The 17609-nt window shown below is 72.9% G+C and carries 18 protein-coding genes; 9 read left to right on the forward strand and 9 right to left on the reverse strand.

Going from position 1 to position 17609, the window contains the following annotated elements:
• Window positions 1-124: 124 nt before the first annotated feature.
• Window positions 125-1114 (forward strand): Lrp/AsnC family transcriptional regulator, encoded by a 990-nt coding sequence (locus BOQ63_RS30495; RefSeq protein ID WP_030288709.1) that lies wholly within the window; start codon window positions 125-127, stop codon window positions 1112-1114.
• 100 nt (window positions 1115-1214) lie between these two features.
• Here BOQ63_RS30495 and BOQ63_RS30500 read toward each other — a convergent pair whose 3' ends face one another.
• The 4 genes from BOQ63_RS30500 to BOQ63_RS30515 form a co-directional block, all read right to left on the reverse strand.
• Window positions 1215-2039 carry a helix-turn-helix domain-containing protein gene (locus tag BOQ63_RS30500; RefSeq protein ID WP_072655275.1) on the reverse strand — a complete coding sequence of 275 codons (825 nt, stop codon included), beginning with the start codon at window positions 2037-2039 and terminating at the stop codon, window positions 1215-1217.
• A 64-nt stretch (window positions 2040-2103) separates the two neighbouring features.
• Complete coding sequence (locus tag BOQ63_RS30505; RefSeq protein ID WP_030288699.1) at window positions 2104-2586, reverse strand: DUF2269 family protein; 483 nt, start codon at window positions 2584-2586, stop codon at window positions 2104-2106.
• A 202-nt stretch (window positions 2587-2788) separates the two neighbouring features.
• A complete protein-coding gene (locus tag BOQ63_RS30510) occupies window positions 2789-3496 on the reverse strand; it encodes a 4'-phosphopantetheinyl transferase family protein (RefSeq protein ID WP_030555551.1) in 708 nt (235 codons plus the stop codon).
• A gap of 70 nt (window positions 3497-3566) precedes the next feature.
• The gene (locus tag BOQ63_RS30515; RefSeq protein WP_030555553.1) at window positions 3567-4196 is read right to left on the reverse strand and encodes a TetR/AcrR family transcriptional regulator; all 630 of its coding nucleotides are present in this window, start codon (window positions 4194-4196) and stop codon (window positions 3567-3569) included.
• Between the two features lie 76 nt (window positions 4197-4272).
• On the opposite strand from BOQ63_RS30515, the gene BOQ63_RS30520 reads away from it, so the two are divergent.
• Window positions 4273-5223: a hypothetical protein gene (locus BOQ63_RS30520; RefSeq protein ID WP_030288694.1), complete on the forward strand. Its 951-nt coding sequence runs from the start codon at window positions 4273-4275 to the stop codon at window positions 5221-5223.
• Here the strand turns inward: BOQ63_RS30520 and BOQ63_RS30525 are convergent.
• From BOQ63_RS30525 to BOQ63_RS30535, 3 genes are all read right to left on the reverse strand, one after another.
• Window positions 5220-5723, reverse strand: coding sequence for a F0F1 ATP synthase subunit B (locus BOQ63_RS30525; RefSeq protein ID WP_223886080.1), 504 nt, complete (start codon window positions 5721-5723; stop codon window positions 5220-5222). The two genes, BOQ63_RS30520 and BOQ63_RS30525, sit on opposite strands and share 4 nt — an antisense overlap.
• Before the next feature lie 183 nt (window positions 5724-5906).
• Window positions 5907-7133: a kynureninase gene (gene kynU, locus BOQ63_RS30530; RefSeq protein WP_030288691.1), complete on the reverse strand. Its 1227-nt coding sequence runs from the start codon at window positions 7131-7133 to the stop codon at window positions 5907-5909.
• Window positions 7134-7162: 29 nt separating this feature from the next.
• The gene (locus BOQ63_RS30535) at window positions 7163-7993 is read right to left on the reverse strand and encodes a tryptophan 2,3-dioxygenase (protein ID WP_030288690.1); all 831 of its coding nucleotides are present in this window, start codon (window positions 7991-7993) and stop codon (window positions 7163-7165) included.
• A gap of 220 nt (window positions 7994-8213) precedes the next feature.
• Here BOQ63_RS30535 and BOQ63_RS30540 point away from each other — a divergent pair, with 220 nt between their 5' ends.
• Window positions 8214-8648, forward strand: coding sequence for an Lrp/AsnC family transcriptional regulator (locus BOQ63_RS30540; protein WP_030288688.1), 435 nt, complete (start codon window positions 8214-8216; stop codon window positions 8646-8648).
• A gap of 74 nt (window positions 8649-8722) precedes the next feature.
• Complete coding sequence (locus BOQ63_RS30545; protein WP_030288685.1) at window positions 8723-9262, forward strand: NADPH-dependent FMN reductase; 540 nt, start codon at window positions 8723-8725, stop codon at window positions 9260-9262.
• Between the two features lie 56 nt (window positions 9263-9318).
• Here the strand turns inward: BOQ63_RS30545 and BOQ63_RS30550 are convergent, their stop codons facing one another.
• Entirely contained in the window at window positions 9319-9951 is a 633-nt protein-coding gene (locus BOQ63_RS30550; protein ID WP_030288683.1) for a MarC family protein, read from the reverse strand.
• Window positions 9952-10168: 217 nt separating this feature from the next.
• Here BOQ63_RS30550 and BOQ63_RS30555 point away from each other — a divergent pair, with 217 nt between their 5' ends.
• The 3 genes from BOQ63_RS30555 to BOQ63_RS30565 all read left to right on the forward strand — a co-directional run bounded on the left by BOQ63_RS30555 (window position 10169) and on the right by BOQ63_RS30565 (window position 13564).
• Window positions 10169-10729: a DoxX family protein gene (locus tag BOQ63_RS30555; protein WP_030288681.1), complete on the forward strand. Its 561-nt coding sequence runs from the start codon at window positions 10169-10171 to the stop codon at window positions 10727-10729.
• 120 nt (window positions 10730-10849) lie between these two features.
• On the forward strand, window positions 10850-11446 hold the full coding sequence (locus tag BOQ63_RS30560) for an FxLYD domain-containing protein (protein WP_050366808.1): 597 nt from the start codon (window positions 10850-10852) through the stop codon (window positions 11444-11446).
• A gap of 324 nt (window positions 11447-11770) precedes the next feature.
• The gene (locus tag BOQ63_RS30565; protein WP_078867573.1) at window positions 11771-13564 is read left to right on the forward strand and encodes a glycosyl hydrolase family 18 protein; all 1794 of its coding nucleotides are present in this window, start codon (window positions 11771-11773) and stop codon (window positions 13562-13564) included.
• Window positions 13565-13696: 132 nt separating this feature from the next.
• Here the strand turns inward: BOQ63_RS30565 and BOQ63_RS30570 are convergent, their stop codons facing one another.
• Window positions 13697-14281 (reverse strand): MarR family winged helix-turn-helix transcriptional regulator, encoded by a 585-nt coding sequence (locus BOQ63_RS30570; RefSeq protein WP_078867576.1) that lies wholly within the window; start codon window positions 14279-14281, stop codon window positions 13697-13699.
• 143 nt (window positions 14282-14424) lie between these two features.
• On the opposite strand from BOQ63_RS30570, the gene BOQ63_RS30575 reads away from it, so the two are divergent.
• Window positions 14425-15732, forward strand: a complete 1308-nt coding sequence (locus tag BOQ63_RS30575) for an MFS transporter (RefSeq protein ID WP_223886081.1) — start codon at window positions 14425-14427, stop codon at window positions 15730-15732.
• A 186-nt stretch (window positions 15733-15918) separates the two neighbouring features.
• Entirely contained in the window at window positions 15919-17547 is a 1629-nt protein-coding gene (locus BOQ63_RS30580; protein ID WP_079183816.1) for a dolichyl-phosphate-mannose--protein mannosyltransferase, read from the forward strand.
• Window positions 17548-17609: the final 62 nt, after the last annotated feature.

The raw sequence follows: 17609 nt of genomic DNA on the forward strand, positions 1-17609 counted from the left end.
CCTCGACTCGAACGATCGATCACGTCCGCGGGCCGGTCCGTCCCGGCCGAACAGGACAAGGAGTACCGTCAGGGCTGCCGAAGAGGACGCTCAACGGCTCATCAGCGACGGAGATCGGACATCCATGGACCTCGCCACGACCGATCCGGACAGCGTGCTGGACGCACTCGACCGCCGCCTCGTCTGCGCCCTCCAGGTGGACGGACGGGCCGAGCCCGGCCGGATCGCCGAGGTGCTGGGGGTCTCCGCCAGGACGGTCACCCGGCGGCTCGGCCGTATGCGCCGGGCCGGGGTGCTGCGGGTGGTCCGGATGCCCGACATCGAGGACGCCGCCGTGGGCGCGCTGCTGCTGCGGGTCCGGGTGCTGCGCGGCCGGGTGGACACCATCGCCCAGGCGCTGGCCGACCGTTCCGACATCCCCTTCGTCGACGTGATGCTCGGTGGCCACGAGGTCGGCGCCGTGATGATGAGCGACGCCGGGGCCCGCGACCGCCTGCTGTACGGTCAGCTGCCCGCGACCGGTGCCGTCACCGAGACCACCACCCACGCCGTGCTGCACGCCTTCGCGGACGCCGGTCAGTGGCAGGCCGGCTGGCTGACCGGCCAGGAGGCCGCCGCGCTCGCCCGGCCGCCGGTCCCGCGCCCCGCCACGCCCCCGCCGCTGGACGACCTGGACCGAGCCCTGCTGGAAAGCCTGGGCGAGGACGCCCGGCAGTCGCACGCCGTGCTGGCCGGTGCGGTCGACGCACCCGAGTCGACCGTCCGCAGGCGCCTGCACCGGCTGGACCGGCTCGGGCTGCTGCGCACCCACGCCACCGTGGACCCCCGGCTGCTCGGCATGGCCGTGGACGCCAACCTCTGGCTGGACGTGCCGCCCGGCCGGCTCGCCGAGGTCGGCGCCGAACTGGCCCGCCACCCCCAGGTGCACGGCGTCTTCGCCACCAGCGGCCCGACCAACCTGCTGGCCACGCTGTTCTGCCCGGACCACGGCGGCCTCTACCGCTTCCTCTCCGACACCCTCGGGCCGCTCGGTGTCACCCGTGCCGAGACCACGATCACCGCCCGCGCCGTGAAGCGGGCGGGCGTGCTGCTGCACCGGCCGCGCCGCCCGTGAGCGGGCCGCCGTACGGCTCGGGGCGGCCCTTGGGCGGCTCAGGGCAGGAAGGAGCGGGGCGGGAAGGACCGGGGTGGGTGTCGTCGTGCCGGGGCGGCCGTCAGTGTTCCGGGCCCACCGCGGACCGCAGGAAGCGGTCCGTCTCCGCGTCCGCCGGCAGGAAGGTCTCCAGGGCCAGTTCGGAGACGGTCAGGTCCAGCGGCGTGCCGAAGGTCGTGACCGTGGAGAGGAAGGACAGCACCCGGCCGTCGTGCCGGAGCCGCAGCGGCAGCGCGACGGGACGGCCGGTCTCCGTGACGTCCTCCTCCGGATCCCCGGCCGGCTCGGGGTAGCCGCCGACCTCCGCGCGCAGCCGCCGCAGCGACTCGGTGCCGACCAGTTCCAGTTGCCGGTCCAGCCGTTCCAGCAGGTGCCCGCGCCACTGCCGGTGGTTGACGATCCTCGGTGCCAGCCCGTCGGGGTGGAGGGCGGTCCGGACCGCGTTGAACGGCGGCCGCAGCAGGTGCGGGGCGACGCCGTCGAGCAGCAGGGAGAGCGCACCGTTGGCCCCCAGCACCCGGAACTCCCCGTCCACGACCAGCGCCGGGTACGGCTCGTGGGCGGCGAGCAGCCGCTCGACGCCGCCGCGCAGCGCGGTCATCGACGGGTCGTCCAACGGCGTCTCGGGGTAGTGCGGGGCGTACCCGGCCGCGAGCAGCAGGGTGTTGCGCTCGCGCACCGGGACGTCCAGCTGTTCGGCCAGCCGGAGCACCAGCTCCCGGCTCGGGTGGGAGCGGCCGTTCTCGACGAAGCTGAGGTGCCGGGTCGAGCAGTCCGCGCGCAGTGCCAGGTGCTGTTGGCTGAGCTGCCGCCGTTCCCGCCAGCCGCGCAGCAGCGGGCCGACGCCGGTCCCCGTCGGGCTGCCCATGCCCGCCATGATCGTCATGGTCGAGGACGCTACTGGAACGGTCCGGCCTGCGGGAGGGGGCGGTGCGGATCGGTTGCGGCCGTCAGGCGCCGGTGGACGAGCCCGGGCGGACGACCATCAGCACCACGACCACGGCCCACAGCAGGTTGAACACCCCGGCGGTCATCGGCAGCATCCGCAGGCCGCTGACGGCCTTGGTGTGCTGCTCGTCCTCCGGGGCGAGGCCGAGCGCGTCCACGGCGGCCTGCTGGCCGGGCAGGACGAAGAGCAGCAGCGAGAGCGCGGCGACGGCGGTGATGATCATCGAGGCGATCAGCCAGGACTGGCCGAGCACGTTCATCACCTGGGCGAGGCCGATGCCCAGCACCGGCACCGCGACGCCGAGCAGGGCGTAGACCTGGGTGATCCGGTGCAGGACGCGCAGCACGCCCGCGTCCGAGGCCTGGTCCGGTCCGCCGGCCAGGGCGGCCTTCGCCCGGCGCGGGAACATGCTGACGGCGACCGCGACGGGGCCTATGAACAGGACCGACGCGAGGACGTGCAGGCTCAGCAGGAACTTGGCCATGGCGGGGGCACCCTTTGGTCCGGTGGGCAGCTTGGGGTCGGCGGGCGTGCGCGGTCGGCGCGTCCACGACCAGGCACGCTAACACCGCTTATTCACCGGCCCCACGCTCGGGTGCCCCACCCGTCCCGGCTCGGCCTCCGCAACGGGCTCCCGGCTCGGCCCGCGGCAACCGGCTCTGCCCGGCCTCCGCAACCGGCTCCGCTCAGCCCGCCGGGACCAGCTCCACGATGCGGGGCCGGGCGGTGCTGACGGCCGCGACTGCGGCGCCGTGCTCGGGGGCGGTCCAGTCGAGCAGGTGGAGGTCCTCGAACCGGCTGCGCAGCGGGGCCCCGGCCGGGACGTCCAGCGGCAGAGCGGACATGTCGATCCGCCCGAGGGTGTCCAGGGTGGCCCGTCCGATCTTGATCAGCGACTCCTTGCGCACCCACTGCCGCAGGAACGCCCGGTCGGGCTCCGCGGCGGCCTCGACCAGGGCCAGTTCGGCCGGGGCGAGCACCCGGCGGGCGACCGCGCCCAGCGAGCCGCCCCGGGCGGCCAGTTCGACGTCCACGCCGACGGGCTGGTGACCCGCACCGGCCGCGACCACGCCCCGGGTGTGCGACAGGCTCACCTGCACCCCGGGGTGGTCCGGAAGGTAGGGCCGGCCGTGGTCGGCCAGGCCGCAGTCCGGGCACTCCTGGGCGAGGACCAGAGCGGCCGCCGGTACGCCGAGCAGCCGGGCCGCGCAGAGCCGGACCAGGACGTGCCCGGCGACGAAGTCGGTCCGTCCGGACTCCTGCCGGAAGCGCGCGGCGCGCCCCCGCTCGATCTCGGTGAGCAGGTGCTCGCCCGCCTCGGGGTGTCGCAGTACGGCGTCGGCGGACGCGACGACGACGAGCGGTGCGCCCTGCTCCTGGGCCTCGGTGGTCATGCCGTCCAACCTAGCCCGCCCGCTCGGCGGCCGACGTTCCGGCCGCCCTCCGGTTCGCTCCCCCGCCCGTTCAGCGCCCCGCCGGGTACCCCGCGAGCCCCGAGCCGAGCAGTCCGAAGGCCCGTTCCACCGCCGCCTCGATCCGCTCCCGCACCGCCTCGGCGGGCTCCCCGGCGACCATCGCCCGCCGGATCTCGACGAGCACCGCCCGGTGGGCCCCGGCGACGGCACCTGCGACGATCCGGGGGAGCGGGTCCTCCGGGCCGGCCCCCGACTCCTCGGCGAGGGCGGTCGCCAGTGCCGCCTCGGCGCGCTCGCCGAGTTCCAGCAGTCGGGCCCGCAGCGCCGGGCTGTCCGCGATGATCCGCCAGAACGCGCTGATCCCGGGGTTCAGCCCGACCGTCGGGTCCCCGTCGGCGACGCCTGTCAGCAGGTCGGCCCGGACGGCGTCCACGGCGGAGCTGCCGGCCGGCCGCCGCCGGACCACCTCGGCAAGATGGGCGACCACCTCGTCCTGCCGGTCGAAGAACAGGTCCTCCTTGGTCGGGAAGTAGTTGAAGACCGTGTTGGGCGAGACCCCGGCGGCCCGGGCCACCTCGACCACCGTGACCTGCTCGAAGCCGCGCTCGGCGAACAGGCCCATGGCGGTGTCGGCCAGGAGCTCCCGGGTCTGCTGCTTCTTGAGTTCGCGAAGTCCCATGGCGGAATCCTATCGCCAGATCGTGGTGTCACTTAAAACTTGGAGTGACACCAATAAAATCGGCTACGGTGTCCGCATGACCTTCACCTTCGGCATCTACCCCGGCGGGTCCCTCGGCGACGAGACCGGCCTGATCGAGCCCGTCCGCCCCGACGACCCCGAGCGGATCACCGCCGCGCTGCGCGAACTCCAGGGCGACGCGGAGGAGTTCCTGGTCCGCGCCTACCGCTCGTACGCAGCCGACGAGCACCGCACCCCCGAGCGGCCCGAGCGGTACGCGACGGACGGTCGCAAGCTCGACCTGGTGCTGCAGTTCGGTGTCCGCAGCGGGGAGCTGGACGGCTGGACGGACTACGTCCGGCAGGTCGTCCGGACCGAGGGCCCCCGGCTCGCCGTCGTGCAGATCTGCGAGGAGCCCAACCTGGACCTCCCCATCCTGGACGGCAGCATCCCGAACGTCCTCCGGGCGCTGGTCGAGGGCGTCATCGCGGCCAAGGAGGAGGCGCTGACCTGCGGCTATGGCCACCTTGCGGTCGGCTTCAACGCGGTGCCGTCCTTCGATCCGGCCGACACCTTCTGGCCGGAGCTCGGCGAGCTCGCCGACGAGTGCTTCCACCGCTCCCTGGACTACGTCGGGCTGGACTTCTTCCCGGACGTCTTCCGCGCCGTCCCGGAGGGGCGACTCGTCGACTCGGTGGGGGCGGTGCTCACCGGGTTCCGCGAGAATGCGCTGCCCCGGGCCGGGATCGGGCCGGCCGTTCCGCTGCGGGTCTGCGAGAACGGCTGGCCCACCGGGCCGGGGCGCAGTGAGGAGCGGCAGGCCGAGGTGGTGGAGCAGGTGGTCCGGACGGTGGTGGGACTGGCCGGGCGGCTCGGGGTCCGGAGCTACTCGTTCTTCGGCCTCCGGGACGCGGACAGTGCCGGCCCGGGGTTGTTCCACCACTTCGGCCTGCTGCGGGACGACTGGACGCCCAAGCCCGCCTTCGACGTGTACCGGAAGCTGGTTGGCGAACTGACGGTCGTTTAGTCGAGCGGCCGCGCGAGGAAGCGCTCCACCGTGCGGCGCTCGGCGGCGACGGCGTGCACCGGTTCGCCGACCACCCGGCCGGCCAGGGCGACGGCCAGGTCGCCGACGTCCTGGCGCAGCCGGTCGGCGGCGGCGCTCCGGCCGGCGGCGATCCGGGCGCGGCCGGTGGTGAGGAGGCGGTCGCGGTCGCGGGTGCCCTCGGCGCGGGCCGCCGCGATCGCCGCCGCGCCCCGTTCCGCGTACTCCTGGCGGATCCGGGCCGCCTCGTGCCGGGCCCCGGCGATCTCGTCCAGGGCGGCGTCCCTGGTCGCCTCGGCCTCGGCACGGACGGCTTCGGTGCGTTCCGTGCGGCCCTCGGTCGCGTCCCACCGCTGGGCCCGCATCCGTTCGATGCGCGGGAGCAGGACGACGCCGAGTGCGAACATCAACAGGAAGAGCTGGGCCAGGCCGAGGACCAGCATGCCGGGATCGGGCCTGAGCGGGCCGAGTTCGAAGTGCACGTCAACCTCCCCGTGGTCTGACGAACAGTCAAGAAGGAGGTTTCCCGGCGGCTGTGGCGGTGGAACTCGGCCGGTCCATGACCTGCGTCACGTCACGCTCCGGGCGGCGTCACCGGTCCATGACGTCACCGGCCCTCGCTGCGGTCCAGAAGGACCGCTGCGCCCCGGCCCCCGTCTCCCCGGTCAGGTCACCTCGCCCCGACGGGAGAAGCGCTCCTCCCGCCACTCGCCGCTCGCCAGCACCTCGGCCAGCTGCCGGGCCGCGTCCCACACCTCGGTGTACGAGAGGTAGAGCGGCGTGAAGCCGAACCGCATCAGGTCCGGCGCGCGGAAGTCCCCGATCACCCCGCGCGCGATCAGCGCCTGCACCACCGGGTAGCCGTCCGCGTGCCGCAGCGCGACCTGGCTGCCCCGTCGGGCGTGCTCGCGCGGGGTCACCACCTCGACCCCGTCCAGGCCCTCGACCAGCGAGACGAACAGGTCGGTCAGCGCCAGGCTCTTCGTCCGTACGGCGGCCAGATCGGCGCGCTCCCAGACGTCCAGCGAGGCGCCCAGGGCGGCCTGGCCGAGCAGCGAGGGCGAGCTGGTCAGGAAGCGCCCGATGCCCGGCTTGGGGTCGTACCCGGGCTCGAAGGCGAACGGGCGGGCGTGCCCGAACCAGCCGCTCAGCGGCTGCCGCGGACCGGCCGCCAGGTGCCGCTCGGCGACGTACAGGAAGGCCGGGGCGCCGGGGCCCGAGTTCAGGTACTTGTACGTGCAGCCGACCGCGAAGTCCGCTTTGGCGGCGCCGAGTTCGACCGGCAGCGCACCCACCGAGTGGCACACGTCCCAGATCATCAGGGCGCCCGCGGCCTGCACCCGGGCGGTGATACCGGGCATGTCCAGCAGCTCGCCGGTGCGGTAGTCCACGTGCGACAGCACCACCGCGGCGACGTCGCCGTCCAGGTGCCGGTCCAGCTCCTCGGGGTGCACCAGCACGCTGCGCCCGCCCTCGACCTGACCGGTCACGCCCTCGGCGATGTACAGGTCGGTGGGGAAGGCCTCGGCGTCGCCCAGCACCGTGCGCCGCCCCGGGCGCAGCTCCAGCGCCGCCGAGAGCACCTTGAACAGGTTCACCGAGGTGGTGTCGCAGACGACCACCTCCGCCGGATCGGCGCCGATCAGCGGCGCGATCCGGCGCCCCAGGCGGTACGGCTGCTCGAACCAGCCGGCGTCGTTCCAGCTGCGGATCAGCTCCCGGCCCCACTCCTGCTCGACCACCTGCGCCACCCGCTCGGGCGTGCGCACCGGCAGCGCGCCCAGCGAGTTGCCGTCCAGGTAGATCACCCCGTCCGGCAGGGTGAACTCCTTGCGGAACGCCGCCAGCGGGTCGGCGGCGTCCAGCGCCGCGCACTCCTCGCGCGTGATCATGCCCGTCCTCTCGTTCGTCACCGGCTCGGTCACAGCTCGTCCCGGATCGTCCACAGCTCCGGGAACACGTCCTGCTCGGCCGCCTTGCGCAGCCAGGTCAGCCCGCTGGAGCCGCCCGAGCCGGGCTTGGCGCCCATGGTCCGCTTGACCGAGCTCAGATGGCGCTGGCGCCAGCGGGTGACCCGCTCGGCCACGTCCAGCAGTGCCTCGCCGAGCGGCTGCAGGGCCGCGAACTCCGGCTCGGTGTACACCCGGCGCCAGGCCGCCGCGACCTCCTCGGTGGGCCGGTAGCGCTGCTCGGAGGGCTCCGCGTGCACGGCCAGGCCGCGCCGGGCCAGCAGGCCGAGCACCTCGTCGTACAGGCCGGGGGAGCGCAGCGCCTCGGTCAGCTCGGCCCGGACCTCCGGCATCCCGTCGTACATGTTCAGCAGCGCGGCGTTCTTGTTGCCGATCAGGAACTCCAGGTGCAGGAAGGCCGAGGACTGGAAGCCGGAGGCCTCGCCGAACAGCGGGCGGAAGGAGTTGAACTCCTGCGGCGTCATGGTGGCCAGCAGGTCCCAGGACTCCACCAGCACGTCCTGCACGTGGGTGCCGCGGCGCAGCGCGGCCAGCGCGGCGGTCAGGTCGTCCTCGCGCAACGACTGCCCGGCGATCGTCCACTCGTGCCGCAGCAGGTCGAAGAGCAGCTCCATCACCTGGGTGGTGACGATGAACGACAGCTCGGCCGGCTCCTTGCTGCGCGGGTGCTGGAGGCTGTGCAACTGCTCCAGGCGCACGTACTGCGCGTACGGGGTGCCCCGACCCGGCTGGCCGCCCCGACCGAACGAAAGGTTGGGTGTCTCCACCGTGTCGTGCCCCATCCCGATCCCTCCTGATCCGTCCGGGCGTCGTCGCCCGGGGCCGGCGGAGCGGACGGACGTCCTGGTTCCACCGGGATGCCCATTGTGCGGCGGTTGTGCCCCCCGGTTGAATGGTCGACGGGCACCGCAACCGCGTTCCGAGCTGTCGTTCGCGAGGCGTTCGGTCGATCCGCTTTACGAACGAAAAACCGCTGATCACAACCGCTCGTGGGGAGCCGTCATGGACGCCGTCGACCGCCGACTGCTGGCCGAGCTGCAGGCCGACGCCAGGCTCTCGTACAACGAACTCTCCCGCCGGGTGAGCCTGTCCGCACCCGCGGTGGCCGAACGGGTCCGTCGGCTGGAGGCGGACGGGGTGATCAGCGGCTACCACGCCCACGTCGACCCCACCCGGGCCGGGCTGCCGATCACCGCCCTGGTCCAGGTCCAGTGCTACGGTCCGCGCTGCGTGCTGCGCGACCCCGAGGTGGCGACCTGGCCGGAGGTGCTCCAGCTGCACCGGGTCACCGGAGGGGCCTGCTGCGTGCTGCTGGTCGCGGTGGCCACGATGGCCGAGTTCGAGGCGCTCTGCGACCGGCTCGGCGGGTACGGGCCGCCGGCCAGCTCGATGATCCTCTCCAGCCCGGTGCCCTGGCGTCCGCTGCTGCCGAGCTGAGGACCGGCGGTCGGCAGTCGGTGGCCGGTGCCCGGCTGGCCTTGACGCGGACGTCAGGGAGTAGGTTCCCCCGCATGCCGAACGAGCGCCACATCCTGCTGCTGCCCGGGAGCCTGCGGGCCGGATCCGTCAACGAGGCCGTGCTGCACACCGCCGCCGCGGTGGCCGACGAACTGCCGGGCGTCCGGACCACCTACTACACCGGGCTGGCCGGGCTCCCGCACTTCAACCCGGACCACGACACCGACCCGCTGCCGCAGCCGGTGGCTGCGCTGCGGGCGGCGATCGAGGCGGCCGACGCGCTGCTGTTCTGTACCCCCGAGTACGCCGGGACGCTGCCGGGCGCGTTCAAGAACCTGCTGGACTGGACGGTCGGCGGGGTCGAGATCTCGGACAGGCCCGCCGCCTGGATCAACTGCGCCGCCCCGGGCCGGGGGCAGGGCGCGGAGGCCACCCTGGGCACCGTCCTCGGCTACACCGGCGCGGCGGTGCTGGCGGACGCCTGTGCCCGGATCCCCCTGGAGCGCGGCGCGGTCGGCCCGGACGGACTGGTCGCCGACCCGCTGGTGCGCGGGCGGATCGGCGAGGTGCTGGCCCGCCTGGCGGCCGCCTGATCCCTCCGTGGCCGCCTGACGGCCGCTTGGTCCCTCCGCGGCCGAGCGGCCGGAACTCAGTGCGCCACGGGCAGGTGGGCTCCGAGTCCGGCCAGGCCCTCCAGGAAGAGTTCCACGCCGACGGCCGCCAGCAGCAGCCCGAGCAGCCGGGACAGCACCTCCAGCGAGGTTCTGTGAGTGCGCCGCATCAGAGGCGCCAGCACGGCCACGCAGAGGTAGTTGAGCACCACCACGCCCACGTAGGCGCCGGAGACCGCGGCCTTCCAGGCCCAGTCGTCGCGGTTGAGCGAGACGACCATGACGGCGCTGATCGCGAGGGGGCTGGCGATGTAGGGCAGCAGCAGTTCGCGGATGCCGTCGGCCAGCGGGTTCGTCAGGTGCTCGGCGTCGTCGCCGTCGGCACCGAGGTGGATGCCGAAGACCAGCGCGACCGCGTAGAAGAAGAAGATCGTCCCGCCCGCGAGCCGCAGCGACTGGTCGCTGATGTGGAAGAGGGTGGTGACCTCGTCCGCCCCGAAGCCGAGCACCAGGCCGATCAGCGCCGAGATCACCGTGGCCCACGCCGCCAGCCGCCGTAGCTCCCGGTCGCTGCGGGTGCGGGACAGCCGGGCGAAGGCCAGCAGGGTCTTCGGCGGCCCGACCACGGCGAAGAAGGTGATGAAGGCGCTGCTCAGGTTGAAGACGAACATGGGCCCAGCATGGCCGTGGCGCCCAGGGACGGCCGGTCCGCCACGCCCCGCGGCCGCGGCTCTGATCTCCCGGTCCGCCCGTTCATTCCCGGCTGCGGGCGAATTCGCCCGGATGGCGGTCCCGGCTCGAACGGGCGGGCGCTCTCGGGTGCCATGGAGGTACGTCCGTCCACACCTTGGCGGTACGTCCACTCCGTGGCGGAAACGAGGATGCGACATGTGCCTGAACCGTAAGGACCTGGGTCTGCTGGCCCTGCGCAGCGCGGTCGGCGGGGTGCTGATCGCGCACGGCACCCAGAAGCTGTTCGGCTGGTTCGGCGGTGGCGGCCTGGAGGGCACCACCCAGGCGATGGACCACATGGGCTTCCACCCGGCCCGGGAGAGCGCCATCGCGGCGGGTGTCGGCGAGGCGGGCGGCGGCGCGCTGCTGGTGGCCGGGCTGGCCACCCCGGCGGCCGGCGCGGTGGTGGCCGGGACGATGGCGGGGGCGGTGGCGGTGCACGCCCCGGCGGGTTTCTTCGCGATGTCCGGCGGCTACGAGTACCCGGCCTTCCTCGGCGCGACCGGCCTGGCCATCGGCCTGGCAGGCCCGGGGCGGTACTCGTTGGACCACCTGACCGGCCACGTCTTCGACCGCTCGTGGGTGGGTCTGCTGGCCTTCGTGGGGAGCGCGGCGGGCGCGTACGGCGTGGTGGCGCGGCGCCGTCACCTGGTGCGGCTGCGCGAGGAGCGGGCAGCGGTGGAGGCGGAACAGCAGGAGGGCTCAGGGTTGTCCTGACCGACGTCCCACGGTCGGGTCACCCGGAGGCAGCACCCCTGCTGGCGGCGGCTCCCGAGCCTTCGGAGGGTGGGCAGAAAACGCGTCGGGCAGCCCGGCGCCGGCCAGAATCGAGGACGCATGGACCGCCAGCCGCTCACCCGCGCCACCCCCGCCCCACGCGTCACCGCGCGGCGCCAGGACCCACCGGAGAGCCGCCGGCCGTCCCTGGTCGCCGGGGCACTGGTGGCGGCCGTCGTCGGCGCGTCGGTGCTGGTGGGCTGCTCGTCGTCGGGCAAGAGTGCGAGCGGTACGGCCTCCTCGGCGCTGAGTGTCGCCGCCTCCGCCGGCTCCGCGCTGGCCTCGGCGGCGAGCCAGGCGGGCTCGGCGCTCGCCTCGGCGGAGGCCCGGGCCTCGGAGGCGGTCTCCGCCGCCTCCTCGGCGATCTCCGGGATCAAGGGCGGGCTGGACGCGAAGGGGGACGTGACGGTCGGGGCGGTGACGACCGGGACGGACGGCAAGTCGCTGGCGCAACTGACCGTCACCAACCACGGCGAGCAGTCCTACCAGTACGTGATCCAGGTGAACTTCACCGACGGGAACGGCAAGGTGCTGGACGCGACCGCGACGACCGTCCAGGACCTGGCCGCGGGCCAGAGCGTCCAGGCCACCGCGCGAAGCCACCTGACCCTCTCGGGCACGGTCAAGGCGGAGGTCGCCAACGCCGTCCGCTACTGAAGCCGTGCAGCTCGGGCCGGTTGCCGGGCGGTGCGGCGGCGGGCGCGCAACCTTAAGCGCGTCTCAAGGGCCAACAGCACCCCTTGACGGGGGAGTTGGTCTAGTCCATTTTTGTTGCCCAGGTGCAGGGAGCCCCTGAACCGGCGTCACCGGCCTCGTGCCGGGGGCGCCGGTTCGGCGCATCCCGGTGTCCGTCAGTGTCCGTCAACGCCTCCTCGCTCGATCCCCCGCCCCTGATCTGTCATGTCCCGGTCGTCCGGCCCCACCCCGGACGTGCAACCCCACCGGGCGACGGAACCCCCCACACCCAGGAGTCACGCACCCATGCTGCGCTCACGTATCGAAAGGGCCGGGACCCCGGCGCCGGCCGGGCCCCGCCGGCGCCGCCCGAAGGGCCTGGCCGCCGTCGCGGCCGGCACCACCGCCTCCCTGCTGCTCGGCGCGGGCCTCGCGCTGTCCGGCGGCGGCGCGGCCAACGCCGCGACCACCAACTCCACCGGCGCGGCCGCCACCAGCGGCGGCATCAAGGTCGCCTACTACGACCAGTGGTCGGTCTACGCCAACGCGTACTACCCGAAGACGGTCCAGGACACCGGCGTGGCCGGGAAGCTGGACTACCTGATCTACGACTTCGCCAACATCTCCCCGACGGACCTGGGCTGTTTCGAGGCGACCAAGGCCGCCGACACCAACGACAACAACCCCAACGCCGGTGACGGCGCGGCCGACGCGTTCGCCGACTACCAGAAGAGCTTCGGCGCGGACATCTCGGTGGACGGCGTCGGCGACGTCTGGAACCAGCCGATCGCGGGCAACTTCAACCAGCTGAAGAAGCTGAAGGCGAAGAACCCCAACCTCAAGATCCTGCTGTCGCTGGGTGGTTGGACCTACTCCAAGTACTTCTCGTCGGCGGCCGCCACGGACGCCTCGCGCAAGCACCTGGTGTCGTCCTGCATCGACATGTTCATCAAGGGCAACCTCCCGTCCGACGCGGGCTACGGCGGTCCGGGCACTGGTGCCGGCATCTTCGACGGCATCGACATCGACTGGGAGTACCCGGGCGGCGGCGGCCACGCCGGCAACATCTCCAGCCCGGCCGACAAGCAGAACTTCACCCTGCTGCTGAAGGAGTTCCGCAGCCAGCTGGACGCCCAGGGCAAGGCCGACAACAAGACCTACGCCCTCTCGGCGGCGGTCGGCGCCGGCCAGGACAAGATCATGAACGTCGAGACCGACAAGATCGGTCAGTACCTGACGTTCATGGACGTCATGACCTACGACATGCACGGCGGTTGGGACCCGCAGGGCCCGACCAACCACCAGGCCCCGCTGTACTCCGGCCCGAACGACCCGTCGACCCCGGCCAAGCCGGGCAACGGCAAGTACTCGATCGACAACGCCATCAAGGCGTGGACGGTCGGCGACCCGCAGTACGGCATCCCCGGCGGCTTTCCGGCCAACAAGATCAACATGGGCGTGCCGTTCTACTACCGCGGCTGGACCGGCGTCCAGAACAACGGCAGGAACGGCCTCTTCCAGCCCGCCGCCGCCCCGGCGACCGGCGCCGCGATGTCCGGCAACGTCGCGGGCATCCAGATGTACAAGGAGCTGGCCGGCTTCGTCGACAACCCGTCCAAGACCTTCTGGGACGACGACGCCAAGGCGACCTACTTCTACGACGGCAACACCTTCTGGAGCGGTGAGGACGTCCGGTCCATCCAGGCCAAGCTCGACTACGCGCACTGCAACGGCCTCGGCGGCTCGTTCGCCTTCTCGCTGTACGACCTGGGCACCAACACCACCCTGTTCGACAAGATGGTGAGCGCCACCAGCGGCTCCGCCGCCGGCTGCCCGGCCCCGCCGACCGGCACCCCGACGCCGACCCAGACCCCGACCGGCACACCGACGGGCACCCCCACCGGCACCCCGACCGGCACCCCGACCTCGCCGGCCGGCTGCCCGGCCGCCCCGAGCTGGGACCCGAACACCACCTACGCGGCCGGTGGCACCAAGGTCTCGTGGAAGGGCCACTACTACACCAACAAGTGGTGGACCAAGGGTGAGGACCCGTCCCAGAGCGGCCAGTGGGGCGTCTGGACCGACAACGGTCCCTGCTGAGCGGCTGAGCGACCGGGCGGTCGACCGCCCGGGGCCTGACGGGCCCCGCAGCACCTGAACGAGCACGGGTCCGGCCCGCCGGGGGAGCATCCCCCCGGCGGGCCGGACCCGTGCGTTTCGCGCTCCCGGGCGCTACGGCGCCAGGTCGGCCGTGCGCCCGAGCGCGTCCGGCTGGCTCTCCTCGATCCGCCGCAGCATCCGGGCCAGCAGGCCGGACAGCGCGGCGCGCTCCTCGCTCGAAATGTCCTGGAGCAGCTCCTCCTCGAACACCGCCGCCATCCGCATCGACTCCAGCCACTTGTCGCGGCCGTTCTCGGTCAGCTCGATGATCACCCGCACCCGGTTGGACTCGTCGCGCTCCCGGGTGACCAGGTCCTCGGTCACCATCCGGTCGATCCGGTGGGTCATCGCGGCCGGGGTGAGCCCCAGCCGCTTGGCCAGGTCGCCCGGCCCCAGCCGGTACGGACTGCCGCTCACCACCAGCGCCTTGAGCACCTCCCACTCGGCGGAGGTGATTCCGAGCACAGTCAACTGCCGGTCGTACGCCACGCCCATCCGCCGGGAGACCCGGTTGAGGGTCTGCACGATCGTCTCGACCTGAGGGTCGACGGTCGGGAACTCCCGCTGGTACAGGGCCACTTGCTCGGCGATGCCGAACTCCAGCGGAGTGGCCCGCGGGGGCTTTTCGGCAGCCGGAGACGGCTTGTCCGTAGTCATGCGGACCAGTGTCGCACGGGCGCGCACCCCTTAAGCCTTTGACTCCACAGTCTTGCCCTGCTAAGACTTTATCTCGTCAAACTTTAGCTCTGAAATCTTCTGGACTTAAGAGTTCCAGTCGAAACCAGGAAGGGATGTGCACGGTGACCGGCACGGTGAAGCAGCAGAGGCAGCAGCGGCGTGGAGCGGGCGGCCCGCTGCGCCGCGTCCAGATCGGCAACGCGCTCAGTGCGTTCGGCAGCGGGTTCACGATGCCGTACATGTTCGTGTACGTGGACCAGGTGCGCGGGCTGGGTTCGCTGGCGGCCGGGATGGTGTTCACCGTCTTCGCGCTGGCGGCGCTCGCCGTCCTCCCGTTCACCGGGCGCGGCATCGACCGGTACGGTCCCCGTCCGGTGCTGCTGGCGGGCGCGGGCCTGGCCGGCACCGGCGCCTTCGCCTTCGGCCACGCCACCGGCACGCCGACCCTGCTGGTCTCCTCGTTCCTGTTCGGCGCGGGTGTCACCACCTGCCAGCCGGCGCTCGCCACGATGATCGTCCGCTGCTCGACGGCGGCGACCCGTTCGCACGCCTTCGCGCTGCAGTTCACCCTGGTCAACCTGGGCATGGGCATCGGCGCGCTGGTCGGCGGGCAGATCGTGAACGTCGCCGACCCGGCCAGCCTCACCCGGCTGTTCACCATCGAGGCGGCCACCTTCCTCGGCCTGGCCCTGGTCACCGGCACCGCACGGATACCGACGGCGCAGCTGAGCGTCGTCCAGGGGAAGAACGACGGCCCGACCGGCCTGCGTGCCCTGTTCGCCGACAAGGCGATGGTGCGGCTCAGCATCCTCGCCGGGCTGATCTTCTTCACCTGCTACGGCCAGTTCGAGTCCGGCGTCGCGGCCTTCGCCACCGACACCGTCGGCACCGCGCCGTCCACCCTGGGCTTCGCGATCGGCGCCAACGCGGTGACCATCGTGGTGCTGCAGATGTTCATGGTGCGGATCACCGCGCGCCGCCGCCGCACCACGGCGATGGCCGCGGCCGGCCTGGTCTGGCTCGGTGCCTGGGCGATGGCCCTGGTGGCCGGCCTGATCCGGACCGAGGCCATGGCCGCCACGGTCGCGATCGTCTCGATCTACGCCCTGTTCGGCGTCGGCGAGTCGCTGCTGGCGCCGACCATGGGCCCGATCGTCGCGGACCTCGCTCCGGCCCGGCTGCTCGGCACCTACAACGCCGGGTACGCCCTGGTGAAGCAGATCGCGATCGCGATCGGCCCGGCCGTCGGCGTGCTGCTGGTCGGCTCCGGCACCTGGCCGCTCTACCTCGCGGCCATGGCGGGCTCGACCCTGCTGATCGTCCTGCTGGCGCTGCGGCTGCGCCCGTACCTCACGGCGGAGCAGGACAACGCCGCCCCGGCCGTGGTCCGCACCCCGGCCCCGGTCCGGGAGCTGCAGACCGCCGCCTGACGGCACTCGCAAAGCTGTTCGCGACGGGCGCGGGCCAGGTCACCTGGTCGGCGCCCGTCCCGCTTGGCTTCCCGGGCACCGCCACATAGTGTCAGTGGCTGTTGACCGCCCGGCCCCGGCTCGGGCAGCGGACCAGGGCCCGGCGCAGCACCCGCGGCCCCGCAGACAGGCGAATCTGGCGAGGCAATGACGCAAGCGGCGCTCACGCACCCCCCGGCGGCCCGGGCCACCGCCGACCCGGACCCGGCCCCGGCCCGGCGCGGGCTGCTGCGCTGGGCCGCCGACCGCTCCGGCTGGCTCGGCCCGATCGGCATCGCGATCTTCGCCGGCCTGCTGCGGTTCTGGCACCTCGGCTACCCCAACGCCTTCGTCTTCGACGAGACGTACTACCCCAAGGACGCCTGGTCCCTGCTCCAGCAGGGCTACGAGGGCACCTGGCCCGACCACGCCAACACCGACATCCTGGCCGTCCCGCAGGCCGTCCCGCTCGGCTCCGCGCCCGAGTTCATCGCCCACCCGCCGCTCGGCAAATGGGTGATGACCATCGGCGAGCAGCTGTTCGGGCTGCACCCCTTCGGCTGGCGGTTCATGACCGCCCTGCTCGGCACCGTCACCGTCCTGATGCTGGCCCGGATCGGCCGCCGGCTCTTCGGCTCCACTCTGGTCGGCTGCACCGCCGCCCTGCTGATGTCCGTCGACGGCCTCCAGCTGGTGATGAGCCGGGTCGGCCTGCTCGACGGCATCCAGATGTTCTTCGTGCTCGCCTCCTTCGGCGCCCTGCTGATCGACCGCGACCACGTCCGCGCCCGGCTGGCCCTCGCCGTCGAGGCCGGCGAGGACGGCGACACCGTACGGCTCGGGCTGCGCCCCTGGCGGATCGCCGCCGGGGTGCTCATCGGCGCCGCCTGCGCGGTCAAGTGGAACGGCGCCCCGATCCTCGCCGCCTTCGGTGTCCTGACCGTGCTGTGGGACCAGGCCGGCCGCCGTGGCACCGGCGCCCGCCACCCCTGGCGGTCGATGCTGCGCCGGGACGCCGTACCCGCCTTCCTCGCCATGGTCGGCTCCGCCCTGGTGGTGTACGTCGGCGCCTGGAGCGGCTGGCTGGCCAGCGGCGCGAACGGCGGGGGCGGCTACGACCGGCACTGGGCGGACGGCCGCGCCGGGCTCTCCCCGGACCACGTCCTCGGTCTCCCGCTGCCCCAGGTTCCGATGAGCTGGGTCCCGGCGGCGCTGCGCAGCCTGTGGCACTACCACTCGCAGATGTACGACTTCAACACCGGCCTGAGCACCCCGCACACCTACCAGTCGAACCCCTTCGCCTGGCTGGTCGACGGCCGCCCGGTCTCGATGTACTGGGAGCAGGTCCCGGCCGGGACGCGCGGCTGCACCTCCTCCGGCGGCTGCGCGGCGCAGATCCTGGGCCTGGGCACCCCGTTCCTGTGGTGGGCGGCCTGCTTCGCGCTGGTCTACCTGCTGTGGCGCTGGTTCTTCCGCCGGGACTGGCGCTCGGGCGCCGTGCTGTGCGCGGTGGCCGGGATCTACCTGCCCTGGTTCCAGTACCAGGAGCGGACGATCTTCTCCTTCTACATGGTCGTGCTGGTGCCGTTCCTGTGCCTGGCCGTCGCCCAGATGCTCGGCGCGATCCTCGGCCCGGCGGGCTGCAGCCCCGAGCGCCGCCGGTACGGGGCGATCGGGGCCGGGCTGATCGTGCTCGCGATCGTCGGCTGCTTCGCCTTCTTCTACCCGCTGTACACGGCGGAGGTCATCCCGATGTCGTCCTGGCAGGACCGGATGTGGTTCACCAGCTGGATCTGAGGCCGGTGCCCCGGGGCCGTGAGTTCTCGACGACCGGGGCGGTCGGCGGGGTCGGGTACCCT

The organism is Streptomyces viridifaciens, from assembly GCF_001888885.2.
In the GTDB taxonomy this organism is placed as follows: domain Bacteria; phylum Actinomycetota; class Actinomycetes; order Streptomycetales; family Streptomycetaceae; genus Kitasatospora; species Kitasatospora aureofaciens.